This is a genomic window from Candidatus Saccharibacteria bacterium oral taxon 488 (assembly GCA_010202645.1).
Taxonomy (GTDB): Bacteria; Patescibacteriota; Saccharimonadia; order Saccharimonadales; family Saccharimonadaceae; genus Nanosynbacter.
Genome location: CP047920.1, coordinates 157,145 through 175,216, shown reverse-complemented (window position 1 = coordinate 175,216; position 18,072 = coordinate 157,145). Strand labels below are relative to the sequence as shown.

At 52.3% G+C, this 18,072-nt stretch carries 20 protein-coding genes; 3 read left to right on the top strand and 17 right to left on the bottom strand.

Annotated elements, in window-relative coordinates:
- Window positions 1-159 precede the first annotated feature (159 nt).
- The 13 genes from GWK77_00920 to GWK77_00860 form a co-directional block, all read right to left on the bottom strand.
- On the bottom strand, window positions 160-837 hold the full coding sequence (locus GWK77_00920) for a hypothetical protein (protein ID QHU92738.1): 678 nt from the start codon (window positions 835-837) through the stop codon (window positions 160-162).
- Between the two features lie 51 nt (window positions 838-888).
- A complete protein-coding gene (locus tag GWK77_00915) occupies window positions 889-1,500 on the bottom strand; it encodes a vitamin K epoxide reductase (protein ID QHU92737.1) in 612 nt (203 codons plus the stop codon).
- Window positions 1,493-1,750, bottom strand: coding sequence for a hypothetical protein (locus tag GWK77_00910; GenBank protein QHU92736.1), 258 nt, complete (start codon window positions 1,748-1,750; stop codon window positions 1,493-1,495). Before GWK77_00910 ends, GWK77_00915 begins: the two co-directional genes overlap by 8 nt.
- Entirely contained in the window at window positions 1,750-2,202 is a 453-nt protein-coding gene (gene nrdR, locus GWK77_00905) for a transcriptional repressor NrdR (GenBank protein ID QHU92735.1), read from the bottom strand. The genes GWK77_00910 and nrdR overlap by 1 nt, the downstream gene beginning before the upstream one ends.
- The gene (ftsZ, locus tag GWK77_00900) at window positions 2,203-3,393 is read right to left on the bottom strand and encodes a cell division protein FtsZ (GenBank protein QHU92734.1); all 1,191 of its coding nucleotides are present in this window, start codon (window positions 3,391-3,393) and stop codon (window positions 2,203-2,205) included. It abuts the gene before it with no gap.
- 53 nt (window positions 3,394-3,446) lie between these two features.
- The gene (gene ftsA / locus GWK77_00895) at window positions 3,447-4,670 is read right to left on the bottom strand and encodes a cell division protein FtsA (protein QHU92733.1); all 1,224 of its coding nucleotides are present in this window, start codon (window positions 4,668-4,670) and stop codon (window positions 3,447-3,449) included.
- Between the two features lie 21 nt (window positions 4,671-4,691).
- Window positions 4,692-5,459 (bottom strand): type I methionyl aminopeptidase, encoded by a 768-nt coding sequence (gene map, locus GWK77_00890; protein QHU92732.1) that lies wholly within the window; start codon window positions 5,457-5,459, stop codon window positions 4,692-4,694.
- Window positions 5,447-5,998, bottom strand: a complete 552-nt coding sequence (locus tag GWK77_00885; protein QHU92731.1) for an AAA family ATPase — start codon at window positions 5,996-5,998, stop codon at window positions 5,447-5,449. Before GWK77_00885 ends, map begins: the two co-directional genes overlap by 13 nt.
- A gap of 23 nt (window positions 5,999-6,021) precedes the next feature.
- Window positions 6,022-6,480, bottom strand: coding sequence for a GatB/YqeY domain-containing protein (locus GWK77_00880; GenBank protein QHU92730.1), 459 nt, complete (start codon window positions 6,478-6,480; stop codon window positions 6,022-6,024).
- The gene (locus GWK77_00875) at window positions 6,480-6,698 is read right to left on the bottom strand and encodes a hypothetical protein (GenBank protein QHU92729.1); all 219 of its coding nucleotides are present in this window, start codon (window positions 6,696-6,698) and stop codon (window positions 6,480-6,482) included. Before GWK77_00875 ends, GWK77_00880 begins: the two co-directional genes overlap by 1 nt.
- Window positions 6,699-6,816: 118 nt before the next feature.
- Entirely contained in the window at window positions 6,817-7,416 is a 600-nt protein-coding gene (locus GWK77_00870; protein QHU92728.1) for a hypothetical protein, read from the bottom strand.
- A 199-nt stretch (window positions 7,417-7,615) separates the two neighbouring features.
- Window positions 7,616-9,253 carry a single-stranded-DNA-specific exonuclease RecJ gene (gene recJ / locus GWK77_00865; protein ID QHU92727.1) on the bottom strand — a complete coding sequence of 546 codons (1,638 nt, stop codon included), beginning with the start codon at window positions 9,251-9,253 and terminating at the stop codon, window positions 7,616-7,618.
- Window positions 9,253-9,555 (bottom strand): ArsR family transcriptional regulator, encoded by a 303-nt coding sequence (locus GWK77_00860; protein ID QHU92726.1) that lies wholly within the window; start codon window positions 9,553-9,555, stop codon window positions 9,253-9,255. Before GWK77_00860 ends, recJ begins: the two co-directional genes overlap by 1 nt.
- Window positions 9,556-9,719: 164 nt before the next feature.
- Between GWK77_00860 and priA the strand changes: the two genes are divergently transcribed.
- The 3 genes from priA to fmt are packed head-to-tail and all read left to right on the top strand — an operon-like array spanning window position 9,720 to window position 13,139.
- Window positions 9,720-11,663, top strand: coding sequence for a primosomal protein N' (gene priA / locus GWK77_00855; protein ID QHU92725.1), 1,944 nt, complete (start codon window positions 9,720-9,722; stop codon window positions 11,661-11,663).
- 23 nt (window positions 11,664-11,686) lie between these two features.
- Window positions 11,687-12,262, top strand: coding sequence for a peptide deformylase (gene def / locus GWK77_00850; GenBank protein ID QHU92724.1), 576 nt, complete (start codon window positions 11,687-11,689; stop codon window positions 12,260-12,262).
- Window position 12,263: 1 nt separating this feature from the next.
- On the top strand, window positions 12,264-13,139 hold the full coding sequence (fmt, locus tag GWK77_00845) for a methionyl-tRNA formyltransferase (GenBank protein QHU92723.1): 876 nt from the start codon (window positions 12,264-12,266) through the stop codon (window positions 13,137-13,139).
- A gap of 31 nt (window positions 13,140-13,170) precedes the next feature.
- Here the strand turns inward: fmt and GWK77_00840 are convergent, their stop codons facing one another.
- The 4 genes from GWK77_00840 to GWK77_00825 all read right to left on the bottom strand — a co-directional run bounded on the left by GWK77_00840 (window position 13,171) and on the right by GWK77_00825 (window position 18,059).
- Window positions 13,171-13,620 (bottom strand): hypothetical protein, encoded by a 450-nt coding sequence (locus GWK77_00840; protein ID QHU92722.1) that lies wholly within the window; start codon window positions 13,618-13,620, stop codon window positions 13,171-13,173.
- A 96-nt stretch (window positions 13,621-13,716) separates the two neighbouring features.
- Window positions 13,717-14,010 carry a hypothetical protein gene (locus tag GWK77_00835; GenBank protein ID QHU92721.1) on the bottom strand — a complete coding sequence of 98 codons (294 nt, stop codon included), beginning with the start codon at window positions 14,008-14,010 and terminating at the stop codon, window positions 13,717-13,719.
- Window positions 14,011-14,038: 28 nt separating this feature from the next.
- Window positions 14,039-16,135 (bottom strand): hypothetical protein, encoded by a 2,097-nt coding sequence (locus GWK77_00830; protein ID QHU92720.1) that lies wholly within the window; start codon window positions 16,133-16,135, stop codon window positions 14,039-14,041.
- A 157-nt stretch (window positions 16,136-16,292) separates the two neighbouring features.
- Window positions 16,293-18,059, bottom strand: a complete 1,767-nt coding sequence (locus GWK77_00825; protein QHU92719.1) for a translation initiation factor IF-2 — start codon at window positions 18,057-18,059, stop codon at window positions 16,293-16,295.
- Window positions 18,060-18,072: the final 13 nt, after the last annotated feature.

The following is an 18,072-nucleotide window of genomic DNA, read 5'->3' as shown; positions in this document are numbered from 1 at the left end:
CGGGGTCTAGTCTCAGTTGATAAAACCAATTTCTTCCCGCAGGCTTCGCGGTTGATAGCCGCTCATTTTGCATTGGCGCCATCAGAGATATACTCCATCAGGCACACGCAAAAACGCCCTACTTTCATTGTAGCGCGTTTTTACCAAAATCCCAAGAGATTATTTGATTTCCAGACCACCCAGGACGCATTCGCCCTTCAGATAGATCGTCTTTTTAGCAGAAGACTTCGGCGCAGTTTTATTCTCACTGCCACCCAAAACACCACGCACCTCATTTTTGACAATCACGTCGTCAGGCAAACTAATGCTGGCACCGCCACAAAAGGTAAAGACGTCGATAACTGCACCATCCTTGATCTTCGCCTGGCGCAGGTCCAACTCCATACCACCAAATATTACTGCCACGGAGCCACCAGTATAGTCACCTTTCACCCGTGATTCTTCACCATAAAAAATTGCAACTTTTTCACTATCACCATCATCAACCGCCCGCTTTTTAGATTGCCGACGGCCTGAACCAATACCGAACACGACCGACAAACCAATAGCAATCAGTATTACCGGCCAGAATGATTTCCACGTACCAATATTAATTACACCATAAGCACTCAGCCCAATCAACACGCCAACAGCTATCAATAACAGCCCCCACACCCAGTCTATCGGTCTGCGATAACTGAATAATAGTATCAATAAGCCAGCAAAGGCCCAAAAAGCGCCCCAAAACAGGGGCCAGCTATTAAAGGTAATAACTCCGAGATTCCGCAGCAGCAAAATCCCGCCGAGCGCCACAATGGTAATGCCCAAAAACGCTCTGATGAGAAAATTTTTCTTCATATGCCCAGTATACGGATACCAGCACCATTATTCAATACGCCTACTCTTAATTTATGCAAATAGCTCACGCCCAAATGTTGCTAAAATAACAACAACGATCACAACGGTCACTAGCGCCAACAGGAACGTGTCAAATCCCCGGTCGACAAATTTTCTCATACGCCTACCGCCAACCATCCTAGTCACCACATTATATCTAGTCAGTCCGTAACAGACCAGCAGCATACCCGCGTCCAGTGTCAAGCACCACGGACACAACGCGCCAATCTCAACATAACTCATATAAAACATCCAACCAGCAAACAGCAAGCCCGCCACCGCGCCAAGCTGCGCGCCCCACATAAACCATTTCGGCAACTTCACACCCGCTAGCAGCGCCACCGCAATTGTCACCATCACTGGTAGCGTCATCATACCGATGAAACTATTAGGAAAGCCGAGTGGTGTCGCCGACCAGTGGTTTGCCACCGCCGAACAGCTTATCGCCGCGTTCAAGTCGCAGTTCAGCACGGCATGCGAATTTTTAGCAAGCGTCAGCGCCTCGATCGACAGCACAAACGAAGCTAACAAGCCCAAGCCGCTGCCGAGCAGCAGCGCTAATGCTGCGAACTGCTGGCGTTTTGAATCTTTGTTTGAGAGCCACTTATGCAGCATATCAAACATAAAAACTCACCTCACTAATCGTCGGTAGCGGTAATCCGCGCCACATATTCTGCATCTGACTATCAGCGCTCAGCGCGATAACGGTTGGGTATTCAACGATGTCGTATGTCCGGCAAAAATCGCTGCCCTCAGCCGAATCTGGGTCAAGCTCCTCAATCGTATGTCCCGTCTGCCGACTAAAGTCATGCAGAAAACTAGTGACTTGGCGCGCGTAATCACTTTCCGCCCGGTATACGACAATGACTCGCATTATTCTTGTCCTTTCTGGCGGCGTTGTTCCAATATCTTGACGAAATCATCCAGCGTCTCAAACTTCTGAAACACACTGGCAAAACGTACATACGCCACCTCGTTACGCTTCGCTAACTCATCCAGTACAAACTCGCCGATCTGCCGCGACGGCACTTCTGAGGCGCCCAGGGCATACAACTTATCTTCAACCGCCGTGATAATCGACTCGACTTCCTCATCAGATTTAAGGAATTTGCCAACCGACTGGCGCACCGCATGCGCTAACTTGACTCTATCAAATAATTCGCGGCTGCCGTTTTTCTTGATCACAATGAGGTTTGGCTTTTCCACGCGTTCATACGTAGTGAAACGCCGTCCATCCGGCGTCTCGCGGCGGCGGCGAATCGCTACACCATCAGAAACCTCTCGCGACTCGATCACGCGGCTATCCCCAATGTTAAATCCGCTCATTTATTCCTCCTTGTTCTTTTTGCGGCGACGAAGGAAGGCTGGCGTATCATCTTCGTCCGCCTCATCCTCAGCTGGCTGATCCCAGATGTTATTTTCCTGCTCAGACGTAAAGTCCGTCGCTCCGCTCTGCTCACTGAGCTCCAGATCAATCCCTTCAACCACCTCGTCATCAACCTCAGTCTCTGATTCATGCGACACTTCACTCGTCAAACTCACCTCGTGATCATGATACGTCTCGCTATCAAACCCAGTAGCGATAACCGTGATGATCACCTCGTCTTCGAGCTCTGGCTTGAGCGTCGCTCCAAAGATAATATTGGCATCAGGGCTGACCGCGCTGGTAATTACCTCAGCTGCCTCCTGGATCTCTGCCATGCTCATGTCATAGCCACCAGTCACGTTAAACAGCACACCCTTCGCGCCGTCAATCGACACCTCGATCAGCGGACTCTCAATCGCTTGCTGAGCGGCCTGCACCGCACGGTTCTCGCCATCGGCCCGACCGATCCCCATCAGCGCCGAACCAGCCCGACTCATCACCGCCTTGACGTCAGCAAAGTCGAGATTAATCAAACCATGCTCGGTAATTAACTCCGAGATACCCTGCACGCCTTGGCGCAGCACATCGTCAGCAATCTTGAACGTCTCGAGCAGCGGCGTCCGCCGATCAATCGTCTGCAGTAGTCGATCGTTCGGGATGGTGATCAAGGTATCAACCTGGCGACCCAGATGAGTAATTGCCCAGTCTGCATTCACCCGACGCTTCTCGCCTTCAAAACTAAACGGCCGCGTCGCCACGCCAACCACCAGGATGTCCATCTCGCGAGCAATCTCCGCCACGATATGCCCAGCGCCCGATCCAGTGCCGCCACCAGCACCAATCGTCACAAACACCATGTCCGCACCCTCAAGTGCCTGGCGAATCTCCTCGCGCGACTCATTAGCCGCCGCCTCACCCACCATCGGATCAGCACCGGCGCCCAGCCCATTGGTCGTAGTGTGCCCGAGATGAATCTTGACATCTGCCTTGGAATTGTGCAGCGCCTGAGCATCAGTGTTCATGGCGATAAACTGCACGCCAGCGAGCCCCGCATCTTTCATCCGATTGATGGCCGAACCACCAGCTCCACCGACACCGACAACTTTGATACTGGCAAACGTTTGAACTTCACTTGGTGTAATCTGCGGCATTTTCCTCTCCCTATCTTTCTCTTATCAAGTATACCATCTTTGTCTACTAGCTCCTACTTAAACCTCGCTAGCAATCGACTAATCATTCCGCCGGCTTTCTTTGTCACCGAACCCACTTTGCTCTGCGCGTGCTCGGCCCGCTCGGCCCCTGCCCCGTCAATGAGCATCAGACCAATTGCCGCTGCAAACTCCGGCCCATTAGCCTCGTCGCTCACGCCCGCATATCCTGCCGGCACGCCTAGTTTAGCCGCCACGCCGAGGCTATTTTTCGCAAATTCGACCAGATCCTTAACCTTGGCGCCACCACCAACCAGCACCACACCACTTGGCAGCCGTCCGATACCGCCGGCCCGCTTCAATTCTTTGGCGACTAGCTCGAAAATCTCCTCGTAGCGCGCCTCGACAATCTCGTCAATCTCGCTTTGTTCAAACGTATACACCTGTTTGTCGTGCTTGGTATCAACGCGACCAGCCTTACCGCCGCCCAGCCGGGCGTGCGCCAATTTGACCGCCTCAGCGATCTCCGGGTCGGTCTTTAGTCCAATCGCCACATCATTTGTCACATTCTGCGCTCCCATCGGGATCACCGCTACGTGCTGTAAATCACCCTCTTCAAACACGGCCACACCGGTCGTGCTACCGCCAATGTCGATAACTGCCACGCCGTTCTCAATCTGCGACTCACTGAGCACCGCTCGCGCCGCTGCCAACACGCTCGGTGTCAGGCTCGAGGCAGTGACATTCGCCATCTCGGCCGACCGGCGTAAATTCGCCACATACGGCGTCAAGCCCGAGACCACATTTGCTCGCAGCTCCAGACGCGTGCCACTCATCCCCACCGGATCCTTGATGTTGTCCTGTCCATCCAACCGATAGGCATGCGGCACAATCTCCAAAATCTCTCGATTCGCCGGCACCTTCCCGGTCGTCGCCACTTCCTCAATCCGCAGCACATCCTCGTCCGTCACTTCACCGCCACTCATCCCCACCGCGATCATACCATCAGCCTTGGTGCTCAAGATATGCGACCCATTCACACTCAATGCTGCTGCATTGATATGATGGCCGCTCATGCGTTCAGCCGCCTCGAGCGCCTTGTCAATTGCTGCCGCCGGCCCCGTCAAGTTCGATACCGCACCTTTACGCATGCCGCTATTCTCACTAACGCCGACACCAACAATGTTTGGCAGCCCCGACTCCCCGATATGTCCAACCACGCAGCGCACGGTCTTCGTACCAACATCAATTCCTACCACATATCGAGATTGTTCTTGCATATGCTTAGTATACCAGATAGCCTAGAGCGTCGTCAAAATCTCCGCGCCCGTCTCAGTAATCAACACAGTATGTTCAAAATGCGCGCCCAAGCTGCCGTCTTTCAGGCTAATCGTCCAGCCGTCGTCCTCGGTCACAATTTTCTCACTGCCGAGGCTAGCCATCGGCTCAATAGCAATCGTGTCGCCCGCGTGCAATACTGGACCGGTACCACGACGGCCATAGTTTGGAATCTCTGGACTCATGTGCATCTGTAGCCCCACGCCGTGACCAACCAGTTCGCGAATGATACCTAGTTTGGCTTTTTTCAGCACCGCTTCCACGGCTGCCGAGATATCGCCAACGCGCGTCCCGCCACCGGAAATCGCATCAATTCCCGCATACAAACTCTGTTCCGTCGCGTGCAGTAAATGCTTCTTAGCGCCGCGCGGCTCTTCGTCAATCACCATCGTAAAGGCGCTATCGGTTTTCATACCACGGTAGCCGATCACCAGATCAAAGCTCACCACGTCGCCCTTCTCGAACACATATTCTGTCGGAAATGAGTGCACCAATTGCTCATTGGTCGACACGCAAATCACCCCTGGAAATTTCACCTCATCCGTCAAATACGTCGCTTCCGCGCCGAAATCCTTAATTCGCCCAGCCACAAACTCATTAACATCCAGCTCGCTCATTCCAGCCGTCACCTGCTGGCGCAATTCATCATAAATTGTCGCCAACATCCGCCCGCATTCGCGCATATCCTTCATCTGCTGCGGCGTTTTTTCGCCAGTAATTAAAGTTGGCATGCGTACGCCGCCTCTTCATAAATCCGGTCATGCACTTCGCCAGCCGTACCGACGCCATCCAAATGGACAATCCTAACCCCTGCCTCGGCAAAAATACCTAACACCGGATACATTTTTTGCCGATAAATCGTCATCCGCCGGGCAATTGCCTCTGGCGTATCCTCCAACCGGCCACGCTTTTCTAGTCGCCGCATAATCTCCGCCTCCGGCACTTCCAACGAAATCACCGTATCAATCTTCTCATTCATCTGCGCCATATACTCATCCAGCCACGCCGCCTGCTCCTTCGTCCGCGGAAAGCCGTCGACAATAATATTTGGATAGTTTCTATCGCGCGCATCCTGCACCGCCTGCTCAAACACTTGGTAAATCAATTCATCGCTTACCAACTCCCCCGAGCGTAAAATATCGATCACCGCCGGATCATTACTTCGGCGCAACATCTCGCCGGTCGATAGCCATTTCCAACCCTGACGCGCCGCCAACATCTGCCCCTGCATACTTTTACCGGCCCCTGGCGGCCCAAATAATAAGATCATTCTTTACTCCTTTTTCTGTGTTGTTATTGTTTTGCTAACGTTTCTTTGGTAATTTTCGCAATCAAGGCGCCATCAGCCGCATTGCCGGCTTTAGTCTTCACCGCGCCAATCACCTGACCCATTTGTTGCATCGTCGCATCCAAATCAGCAACCGCTGCCTCGACCATTGCCCGAATCTCGTCTTCGCTCAGCTGTTTAGGCAAAAATTCCTGTAAAATTGCCGCCTCCTTCTCCTCTGGTTCAGCTAGTTCCGCTCGGCCATTCGCCCAGTATAACGCGGCACTTTCTTTGCGTTTTTTAACTTCACGGGCAATAACCTTCTCCACTTCTGCATCGTTTAGGCCCTCGTCGCGCCTACCGAGCGACACCTCCTCATTAAGAATTGCCGCCTTCAAACTACGCAGGACATCACCCCGAAAACGATGCCGCCCTAGAAGAGCGGCTTTCATTTCATCAGCAATACGCGCTTTTAGCGCCGACATTAACGCGTTGCCCCCATACGCATTCTGGCTGTTTTCTCGGCTCGGCGCTCGCGGCGAATAATCGCTTTCTTACGGCGCTCAACCTTGGAAATCGGCTTGGCAAATCGCATCACCGACTTTGCCCGCGCAAGGACACCGCTCTGCAGCACCCTGCGATTAAAGCGACGAATCACATTCTCGTTCGCTTCCTTCTGATCTTTACGTGTAACTTGAACCATACTTTTTGCATTATAACAGATGAGAAATATTTTTGCAAAATAAAACTTTCGCTCTGATTAGCCTCAGAGCGAGAGTTTTGTATGATGTCATTATCTCGGAGGGACATAGCCCGAGTATCTAGACACCGATCTCTTCAGGATTCTGCTGAGCTTCAAGCCAACCCTGCAGCACCCGCATCTGGTCAATATCCTTCTGCTGTTCATCGGCAGGAAGATCCGCATATGACTGTGCTAGCACAGAATTACCGTATTCTGGATCAAGAACCCACTGGTTGCGCTCCAACCAGTTAGCATGAATTAACGTACCATATTTTTCTTGCACCTCTGAGTCAGACAGATCCAAAGCACGGATATTATCGGCGCCCACCTCATCCACCAAGCTAATGAGGAATTCTGCGCCGCCACGGTTCTGCTTTTTCCAGTGATCTGGGAACTGATCATACGGCGTATTGGCAATGTCAACCACCATTGACTGCGCTAAAGCAAGCGCCGCCTCTGGAGAATATCCTTCACTTTCTAACTGCGCCGCCACATCTTCGGGAGACTTTCCTCGCAAATCTTTTTCGCCATTTGCCCCGCGCCATGCTGGTTCAAACGTACCATCTTCACGTTTTGGATAATTTTTTTCAGCATAATCCCGCGCCAATGGTATCGCTAGCGACTCAACACGTGGGTCTAGCCCTTGTTCTTTTTCAATTTTTTCATAATTTTGTGTCATGTTTGTTTCCTTCTTGTGTTTAGCAAGCTTTATATTATGGGCTCATATTACTCTCTCTCTCGCGATTTGTCAAGTCACCAACATTCCCTCAAAAACCACAAGCCCGCACAACATAACATCGTTGCGAATTTCACAACGAAAAAACCACTACACCCAAATAACTAGTGATCACCTTCAAACAAAAGTTGTAATTACCACATCAATCTAACAAAGCCACGTGAACGAGCCGCCCTTCAACCGTCCGCGCCCCCTGCCATTCGTTGATGGTCGGCTGAAACCACGCTACCACCTCGTCGCCTGGCTCGCGGAAAAATTCCTCTGGCGCGTTGAACGCCAGCATCTGCAACACTTTACTGTTTTTATCACGCAGCGCTAATTTAACGTGCTGCCCGTCCGCGCCCATCCGCCGCACGCTCAGTACGCTCGCTGTGGTAATTTTTAATACTGGCTCTGGATTACCATTGCCAAATGGCTCCATTTTCGCCAGATTTGCCACCAATTCCTCATCAATTTCCGAAAAATCATCGATTTCCACATCAGCTCGCGGCAGCAAATATCGCTCTTGGTTTGTGAGTTGCAGCGAATCATAAAACTCATTCACGCGACGACGAAAATCACCAATTTTTTCAGTCTCCAGCGTCACGCCAGCCGCCGCTCCATGCCCGCCGCCTTTGATGATAATGTCATCCGCCGCCCGCACTGCATCGGCCGCTGAAAAATCACCAAAACTGCGTGCCGAACCCGTTGCTTCCTCGCCGCGCTCGCCAATGATAAACACCGGCCTTTTATATTTCTCCACCAGTTTCGACGCCACGATACCGATGACACCGTGATTCCAACCGCCACTACTGACCACCAACACCCGGTCATCAGCCAACTCCTCAGCTTGCACGCACGCTTCCTCAAAAATCGCGTCCTGAATACCGCGCCGCCTACCATTCAATTCCTCCAGCTTTTCGCTCGCCTCTAGCGCCGCCAGCCCATCACGCGCCACCAGCATATCCAACGCGTGCTGCGCTGTTTCCAGCCGACCTGCTGCGTTCATGCGCGGCCCCAGACCGAACCCCAGATGCCTAGCATTAACCCGCTCTGGTTCAATACCCGCCACCGCCATCAAGGCTTTCAATCCTGGGCGTTGTTGTTTTTTCAACACCTCCAAACCCCAATACACATTTGCCCGATTTTCATCTGCCAGCGTCACGATGTCGCACACCGTCCCCAATGCCACCAAATCCAGCAGCCATTTTTCATAGCCATCAGGCAGTCCGTCCAGTTCAGTTTGCAGCGCCTGCACCAACTTGAACGCCACGCCCGCACCACACAAATCACGAAACGGATAAGTATGCCCTGGAAATTTCGGATTCACCGCTGCCACACTCGGCGGCGGCGTCTCGGCCACGTTATGATGATCTGTCACCACCGTATCAATCCCCAGGCTAGCGGCATACGCAATCTCTGCATGGCACAAACTGCCGGTATCCACTGTCACGATCAAATCCGCTCCCATATCGCGCACCTTGTCTACCGCGCCCATAGTCATGCCATAACCCTCAACAAACCGGTTTGGAATGAAAGCGTCGACACCCTCAAAACCAAACTTACCAAAGGCATCCAGCAGCAGCGCCGTAGCGCTCAGTCCGTCAATGTCATAATCGCCGTAAATAACAATTTTTTCGCCCTGCTCCCGCGCCTGTTTCAACCGCGCCACTGCCTTCTTCATGTCCGGCAGCAAAAACGGATCATATTTCACCGCCATATAATCTGGCTGCAAAAAAGCCTGGCGCACTGCCCGCGTCGTCAGACCGCGCGCCGTCAAAATCTGCTCGAATAAGGTCATCAATCTCTATCAACCGAGCCGCGCTTCGGCCGGGCCGCATGTTGCTGCGACTTAATCACCATACTCTGTAATTCCTTGAAAATCGGGAACTGCTTGTTCGTAAAGTATGCCCGCGAATTGCCTTGCTTCTCACTCCTCAGAAAACCAACTTTCTCTAGCCGCTTGAGCTCGCGCTGAATATTACCCGGATCTTCCTTGATCAGCTTGGCTAGCCCCCGAACATGCGTATGAAAATCAGGATACTTGGCATACACAACTACGATTTTGCGTCTCACTCGTGATGTAATAAAAATGTCAAGCATTCTCTCCCCATATTCCCTTTCGCTATCACTCAGTGTATCACAATTTTACAACACCCGACAAGCTTTTTTCGACAATTATACGCCCTACCCTTCAGCATACGTGCTTACACCCTAAAACGCTCATGATTATATTCAACCAGCCAGCGCGGTATAATAAAGCAAGAATGTACTACTATTTGGTATCACCGATCAAGATAATTCGTGCCGATGCGCATTCGTTTACCTATTCACACCCCGAGCGGCTGCCAGTCGGAGCGCTGGTCGTTATAGAAGTTGGCTCGGCTCATTGCGTTGGTATCATCATGTCAGCAGTCGTTAAGCCTGAGTTTACGGTTAAAGAAATTGTCCAGATTTTAGATGACGCTCCCGTGCCGCTACCGCTCATCCAAACGGCTCTGTGGATGAGCAGTTATTATCATACGCATCTCGCGACCGTCTGGCAAACCATTCTGCCACGCGGTTTGACGAAAAAGCGCCGCCACACGTCCTCACGCGCCACCAGTCCGCAGGCCTCACAGCCACCGACGACAGCGCTCACGCCCGACCAAAGAGCCGCCATCACCGCCATTGACGACATGCTCCCTGGTAGCGCCCTGCTACATGGCGTGACCGGATCTGGCAAGACGCGTGTCTATATCGAGCTCGCCCGGCGGTTGATGGACGAGGGCTTATCGTCAATTATTCTGGTGCCAGAAATTGCCCTCACCTCACAACTCGTTAGCGAATTTGCGAGGTATTTCGACAATATTATCCTCACCCACTCGCGTCAGACCGAAGCCGAGCGGCACGTGACTTGGCAACATGTTATCAATTCACGCGACCCGCTCATCGTCATCGGCCCTCGATCGGCCCTATTCATGCCCGTCCAGCAGCTGGGCCTCGTCGTCATTGATGAATGTCACGAACCCAGCTTCAAACAAGAACAATCGCCCCGCTACTCAGCGCCGCGCACTGCGGCCATTCTCGCTCGCCAGCATGAAGCCAAGCTCGTTCTCGGCAGTGCCACCCCTACGATCAGCGATTATTTTCTGGCGAAAACCGCTGGCCGGCCTATCATCGCTATGCCCACGCCCGCCCGTTCAGACGCCGTCAAGCCGCGCATCTCGCTGGTTGATATGACCAAGCGCACGAACTTTACTCAGCATTTCTTTCTCTCTGATCAACTACTCTCGGCTATCACCGGCTCGCTGAATGACGGTCGTCAAGCCCTCATCTTTCATAATCGCCGCGGCACTGCCGCTATCACCCTATGTGAACAATGCGGCTGGAATGCTGGCTGTCCGCGCTGCTTCGTGCCGCTCACACTACACGCCGACCAGCACCAGCTCCTCTGTCATATTTGTGGGTTTGCTGCACCCGTACCCACCAGCTGCCCCGAGTGTCGTCATGCCGATATCATTCATAAAGGCCTCGGCACCAAGCGCATCGAGGCAGAATTACGCAAGCTCTTTCCCGCAAGCACCATCGCCCGCTTCGATGCCGATACAAGTACCCACGACGCGGCCGATAAGCGCTACAACGAGCTCAAAAACGGCTCAATTGACATCATCATCGGCACCCAAGTGATCGCCAAGGGCCTCGATCTACCGCACCTACGCACTGTTGGTGTCGTCCAAGCCGACGCCGGGTTGACACTGCCTGACTTTTCCTCGAGCGAGCGCACCTTTCAGCTGCTGGCCCAAGTCGTTGGCCGCGTTGGCCGCTCCCATCACGCCACCGACGTCATCGTCCAGACCTTTCAGCCGGATCATCCCGCCATCCGAGATGGGCTTGCCCAAAACTATACTGATTTCTACGCCCGCACTATCGCCCAGCGACGCGCCACTGACTTTCCACCGTTCGTCTATCTACTTAAATTAACCTGCGTCTACAAAACCGAAGCTGCCGCCATCCGCAACGCCAAAAAGCTCGCCCAGACACTGCGGGCAGCTGCCCCGGCCGACGTACGCATCCTCGGCCCAACACCAGCATTTTATGAGCGAGTCCGCGACACGTACCGCTGGCAGCTCATTCTCAAAAGCCCCCGCCGCGGCGACCTCGTCAGTCTCCTTGACCTCGTGCCACCGACTCATTGGCAGGCTGAGCTCGATCCGACCAGCCTCCTCTAGCCACATATGCTATAATGATCACAATGACTAAAGACGATATCATTGCTCTACCAAATCCGCATCTCCGCCAAAAATCAGCTAAAATTCACGTCATCACCGACGAGGTGCGTCAGTTATCAGCCGATATGATCGCGGCCGCTCTTGACTGGGAAGATTCTCGCCCTCATGAAATCAGCGCTGCCCTAGCTGCCATCCAGGTTGATCGCCTCGAGCGCGTCATCATCGTCCGCAGCGACTTTGACGACAAAGCAACTCGCGAATTCACCACCTTGATCAATCCTGAAATTGTCAAATACGAGGGAGAAATTGTCGCCGATTTCGAAGGCTGCCTCAGCGTTAAGCAAGTCTACGGCAAAGTCCCCCGCCATTCTAAAATCCGTGTCAAGGCTCTTGACCTTGATGGCAACGAGATTCGCCTTAAGGCCGAAGGTTTCCTCGCCCGTGTCATCCAGCACGAGATCGATCACACCAACGGCGTCGTCTTTATCGACCATATCCGTGACCAGCACGATGCTTTTTACACGCTTGATGATTCTGGTGAATTGCAGCCGCTTGATTACGAAGCCGACATCAAAGATAATGCTCAGCTGTGGGACTAACATGCCGCCAATCATCTTTTTCGGCACCGAAGCGTACAGTCTGATTACCCTTAAAGCACTCTACGAGGCAGGATTTCCCATTTGCGCCGTCATCACCAAACCCGATATGCGTAGCGGCCGCGGCCATAAGCTTACCGAACCACCAGTCAAGACCTTTGCCCGCCAACATGGCATCCTCGTCTGGCAGCCCAACAAGCTCCGCGACATTATCCCCGATATCACCGCCCTTCAGCCCGTCGCCGGCGTCCTCGTCGCTTATGGCAAAATTATCCCCCAGTCAATCATTGACCTCTTCACTCCTGGTATTATTAATCTCCATCCCTCGCTACTGCCAACATGGCGCGGCCCTTCACCAATCGAGGCCGCTATTGCACACCAAGACTCAGAAACCGGCATCTCCATTATGCAACTTGACGCCCAGATGGACGCTGGCCCAATTTACACCCAACACCGTCACCCGCTCACTGGCACTGAAACCAAACCGCAGCTATATGATGAACTGTTTGCTGCCGGCAGCGACCTGCTCGTGCGCACGCTGCCAAGTATCCTCGCCGGTACGCTCCAGCCGACCCCACAAAACGACACCGATGCCACGTATTGCCAGCTGCTTTCCAAGGATATGTCACTCATTGACCCGACGGCAATGACCGCAGCCGCCGCCGATGCCCATGTGCGGGCGTATCTCGGCTTTCCACGTAGTCGTCTGCGCATTCATGACCGTGAACTCATTATCACCAAAACTCGCGCCTCAAACGCCCCAGAATCGCCGCTGAGCGTTAAGTGCTGTGATGGACGATATCTTGCCGTCCTCGAGCTGATTGCCCCGAGCGGCAAACAAATGACCGCAGAGGCGTTTCTCCGCGGCCATCAAGGCTAAGTTCATGAGCTAAGGCAGCTAAAGGCTCGCTCTAAGCTTGTCCCGGCGCCGAGGATGCACCCATACCGCCTAAAATAGCCTCGCGGTTAGTTATAATCTCCTTCTTCAGCTCGTCCATTGTTGCCGCCACCACGTCGCGATAATCAGGCCGATTTACCTCCAGCCACTTCGTCGCCGCAAACTCATCTTTTAGACCCGGATTATTCGGATCAGCCTTGGTCGCCTGCACCAGCCGCTGAAACATTGGCTCCTGCTGGTAATTTGGTGCGTGTTTGGCGAGAAACTCATCTACCGCGCCCGGCGCCTTGTCGATAATGTTCGCAAACTCATCCAGCTGCGCGTCGCTCATCCCCTGACTCAGCCGCTCGCCGACCCGTAGCTCCAACTCGCTATAAATATGCTGCAAAAACGGCTTCTTCTGCTCATCTGGCAGTTGGTCTAGTCCTAATTCTTTCAAAAAATTATCATCTAGTTGGAACATATCGTCTCCTCGTTTATGGTTCCCGTTCTCTCTATACTAGTATAGCAGCATCCTGATCAGAATGCTACTATACCTTCATGAGAGCTATTCGACGACCTATGTGTCCAACCGACTTTTTAGACGAACAATCTCATCCTCCAGTATTGCCTGGTATAGCTGTCCAGCCTCTGGTATATGAGTTTTTAGCCACTCACCGACAACGCTAGGATCACCATCATGTGCGTCAACGAGCTTATTTAATTCCTCATCTTGTTCTTCCGTTAATAGCTCATCACTAACGCTAGCAAATTGGACCTCAACCGCACCAACGAGGTTGTGGAGAGTGCTCTGCTTAACCTCATCACTCGCACCAGTAATGCCTAACTGCTCAAATATTTGTTCATGTGTCATTGTTTGTGTTCTCCTATTGTTTTAATTTCTAAACCTTAGTAACATCTTTCATAGCCTCAATGGCTCGCACCGCTTCATCACTAAAGCGCACACTCGTGTTAACATTCCAAGCCCCAAACTGCTGGTCGCCAGCTTTTCCCGTAAACATATCTACTGGGTTATTGTTAGCGTCGGCAAAAACCTTATCTTGACCAACGTTGTCTGCAAGCTTCTTCAGAAACTCCGTCGAGTCGCCCTCAAGCTTATAGCCAAGATGCTGCAACTGATCGCCAACCACGCTCTCTGGCGCACCGTTCGTGTTAACCTCGGTAAGGTGAGGCTGAGCGGGCGGGGTCTCTGATGAAACTGTTGGTGGAACATTTCCAGCACTATCACCGCCTCCAGTTTCTGACTTTGGATTTTCAACGTTGCCACTCCCGCCGGCACTTCCTGATCCCATCAAATCCGTAGAAAATTTAATGGCTGCAGCTAGCGCCACCGCACCCAACACTGGCCTGGTAAGACGCTCGGTACTCTTGCCAGCCTCAATTGATGTCTCATATAGATGCGTACCGACGATATCACGAGCACCCGGCTCCCAATCAGAACCCTCTTTTTGCGCCTCCTCAGTCCGAGCCTGCATAGACTCCAAGAACTGTTGATGATATACGTCTGCCACAGCTTCGGCTTTATATTCTTTATTCAACGGATTTTTATCTTCTGGACTAACTTTCATGTTGGCATTTCGCTTGTTGGCCAAGCCGCGAAATACACCGGCACCAGCCCCAGCAACGGCAATACCAAGCGGTATATTAAACATCGCCGTTACGCCACCAATCGCACCAGCAGTCAGATAGCCCAGACGTCGCAACCACTTGCTCATTGGACGACGACGGTTGCCGTCCTCATCTTTGCCGCGATCCATCTGCAGACGCGCAATTTCTTGGACATTACCGTAATGCTCTGCTGTAAAGAACTGGCTACGCAAACCGCGTACTTCCTCTTTTGTTAGATTACCATGATCAATCTCCTGACCGAGGAAGTTGTGCCGGTCAACGTCAACCTGCGTCAAGGCTGCTTCGTAGGCTGCCGCTGCCTCCTGCTCTTCTTTAGACGGGCGTGTTAGACGATCAGCGAGCTTAGCGCCCAATCGACCACAACCTAGCAAGCGTTCCATAAGCTTACCGTTTGGATTGATGCGTAGTCCACAGCTCTTTTGTTTAAGAGCCATAACTTCTTGGAAACGCTCACGTGCAGCTTCATAGCGCCTAATATGCTCAAGATATGTGTATCGTTTCTCACCAGTAGCAGGGTCTACCTCATACGTATTCTCAAAGAAATCGCTCATGCGAGTCATAGCATCGCTGATTCTCTCCTCGGCTGGGCGTGGATCATCCTCACCACTACCATCAATCTTCTCTATGATTGCCTGAATAGCTTTGCGTGCCTTTGCCTTATCCTCAGCAGAGGCGTCTGGATCACTGAGAACTCGCGAAGCCTCGCCCATTAGCTTAACGGCTTCATTTATGAGATCTTTTTTACCACCCTCACCGCTACTACCTTGGCCTTCTGGCCCCTTGTTGCCTGCTGAGCCCCCTTCCGGACTTTTCTTGGCTGGCGGCAAAGCAAGAGGGGACTTATTATTCTGATCTCCCTTTTGCTTATCAGCCTTATAATCCTCATAATTCTTAGCAAAAGCGTCCTGTGCCTGACGTAGTGCCCGCTCGGTAATCACGGCTTCTGCCGACCAGGTACCACGGGCCCTGCCACCGGTGCGGTCTTGCAGTTCTTGTTTAAGGCTATCAATCTTATCACCACCAAGCTCGCCATACAACTCAGTAAGCGCACGATACTCATTCTGTAAACCAGCAATTTGCTGATTGTATCCGACAACCTTGTCACGGTAGACGTCATGACCGCCATATTTCTCGACGAGCTGAGGAGAAAGTTGCTTGTTGGCTTTATATTCTTTCGTGGTTGCCCGCTTTGAGGCAACGACCTCATTCATTTGCTCAGAGATAGAAGAAAACTTGCCAGCAAACTCCTGCATTGCTGCATTAGGGGCTGGAATCTGTTCTGGCGAGTTGGCGACCCGTTCCGTAGATGGCATAGTGTTGCCGCGGTGAGGGATATTTCTTTCTGACATGTGGTGGTTTCCTTTCAGAGATAAGTGACTAATTTAAATTTAAACAGTTCGACTATCTCATAAAATATATGTTTATAGCTTAGACTTTAGCAGATTTATAGAAAAAAGTCAATAGAAAACCCTCCGGTATACTAAAATTACCCACAGTGACAAGTTGTTACAACGTCTTCTTCACCAGCTCCCGTGTAAAGAACTCCAGTGTGTCGCCCTCCTCGACAACGACTTTTCGCGTAGTTTTGAGGCTGAGACCACACATTTCACCCTCAAACACTTCTTTGGCTTCCTGATGTTGACGCTGAACAGACGACACTTCAACCTCGGCGATGTACTCATCGCCACGCTTCAGACGCGCTAGCAAACCCTTATAAACCTTACCCTTCATCATCTCACCGCCAGCGATCACCTCTTCGCGCACCGTTCGGAACACGCCCTTAACGCTCAGCTGGCCGACCTCGGTCTCGACGACCTCTGGGGCCAGTAACGCTTCCATGGATTGCTTGGCGTTATCAAGTAGTTCATAAATCACTCGATACAGCCGCACCTCAACATGCTCACGTGCTGCCAGGCGCTTCACTGCTGGCGGCAGATCAACATTAAAACCATAAATGACCGTGTTCTCGCCAACTGCCAGATGAATGTCATTTTCTGAAATATTACCAACCCCACTACCGATGACATGTAGATCCACCAAGCCACCTGTATCAATCAATTTCAGGCTATCAATCACCGACGTGAGCGACCCCTGAACATCAGCCTTGACGAGAACATTGAACGACTCAGCGTCATGCTGCTGACTCATCATTTTCAAAATATCCGAGCTGGTGACATTGGTGCTGGCAGCCATTTTTTCCTGCTCTAGGCGCGCTGCCTGCGCCAAATGCCGCGCCTCTTTCTCATTTTTAGCCAACCGAAAGCTATCACCAAACTGCGGCAGCTCCTTAAATCCAGTTACGTTAACAGGTGTACTCGGGCCGGCCATTTTCATTGTCTGACCACGAAAGTCCGACATTGTTCGTACTCGACCGTACGCCGTGCCGGCCACCAGATAATGCGCTGGTTTTAGCTGACCGTGCTCGACGAGTAGCCCAACCACCGCGCCGCGCCCAGTTTCCATATGTGCCTCAATCACCAAGCCTTCCGCCGGCACGTCCTCATCCGCCCGCAAATCTTCCATATCTGCTACGAGTAGCACCATGTCCAGCAGCTTATCCAAATTCTGACCAGTCTTGGCGCTGACTTCCACCATCACCGTATCGCCACCCCACTCCTCAGGATTAAGGCCATGCTCAGATGCCAGTTGCGTTTTTACCAGCTGTGGGTTGGCGGTATCTTTGTCAATTTTATTGATCGCCACCACGATTTTCGCGTTAGCCGAACGGGCAAATCGAATCGCCTCGACCGTCTGCGGCTTGACGCCATCGTCAGCCGCTACCACAATAATCACCACATCAGTCAGCACCGCACCATGTTGCCGCAGCGCTGCAAATGCCTCATGCCCTGGAGTGTCGAGCAGTGTAATCATCCGCCCATTACGCCTCGTTTGGTAGGCACTAATGTGTTGCGTAATACCACCGGCCTCGCCTGCAGCAGTCTTGTTACCCAAAATCGCATCCAGCAAGCTCGTCTTGCCGTGATCAACATGCCCCATCACCGCCACAATCGGTGGGCGCGGTACTGCCCTTTCCGACAGTGTATGTTCCACGCGGGCGCGGCCAACAGCCGCCTCCTTTTTCTTAAGCGTTACCTCAAGGCCCAGCTCTTCAACGATGATCGACGCCGTCTCAAAGTCCAGTCGCTGATTAATCGTCGCCGCGATACCATTCTTAAACAGCTCGCCAATGAGCGTCGTGACCGGTAGATTCAAGGTGGTAGCGAGCTCTCCGACGGTTACTGAATCTGCGATTGCGACAATCTTTTCTGTCATCTGCTCGTGCTCC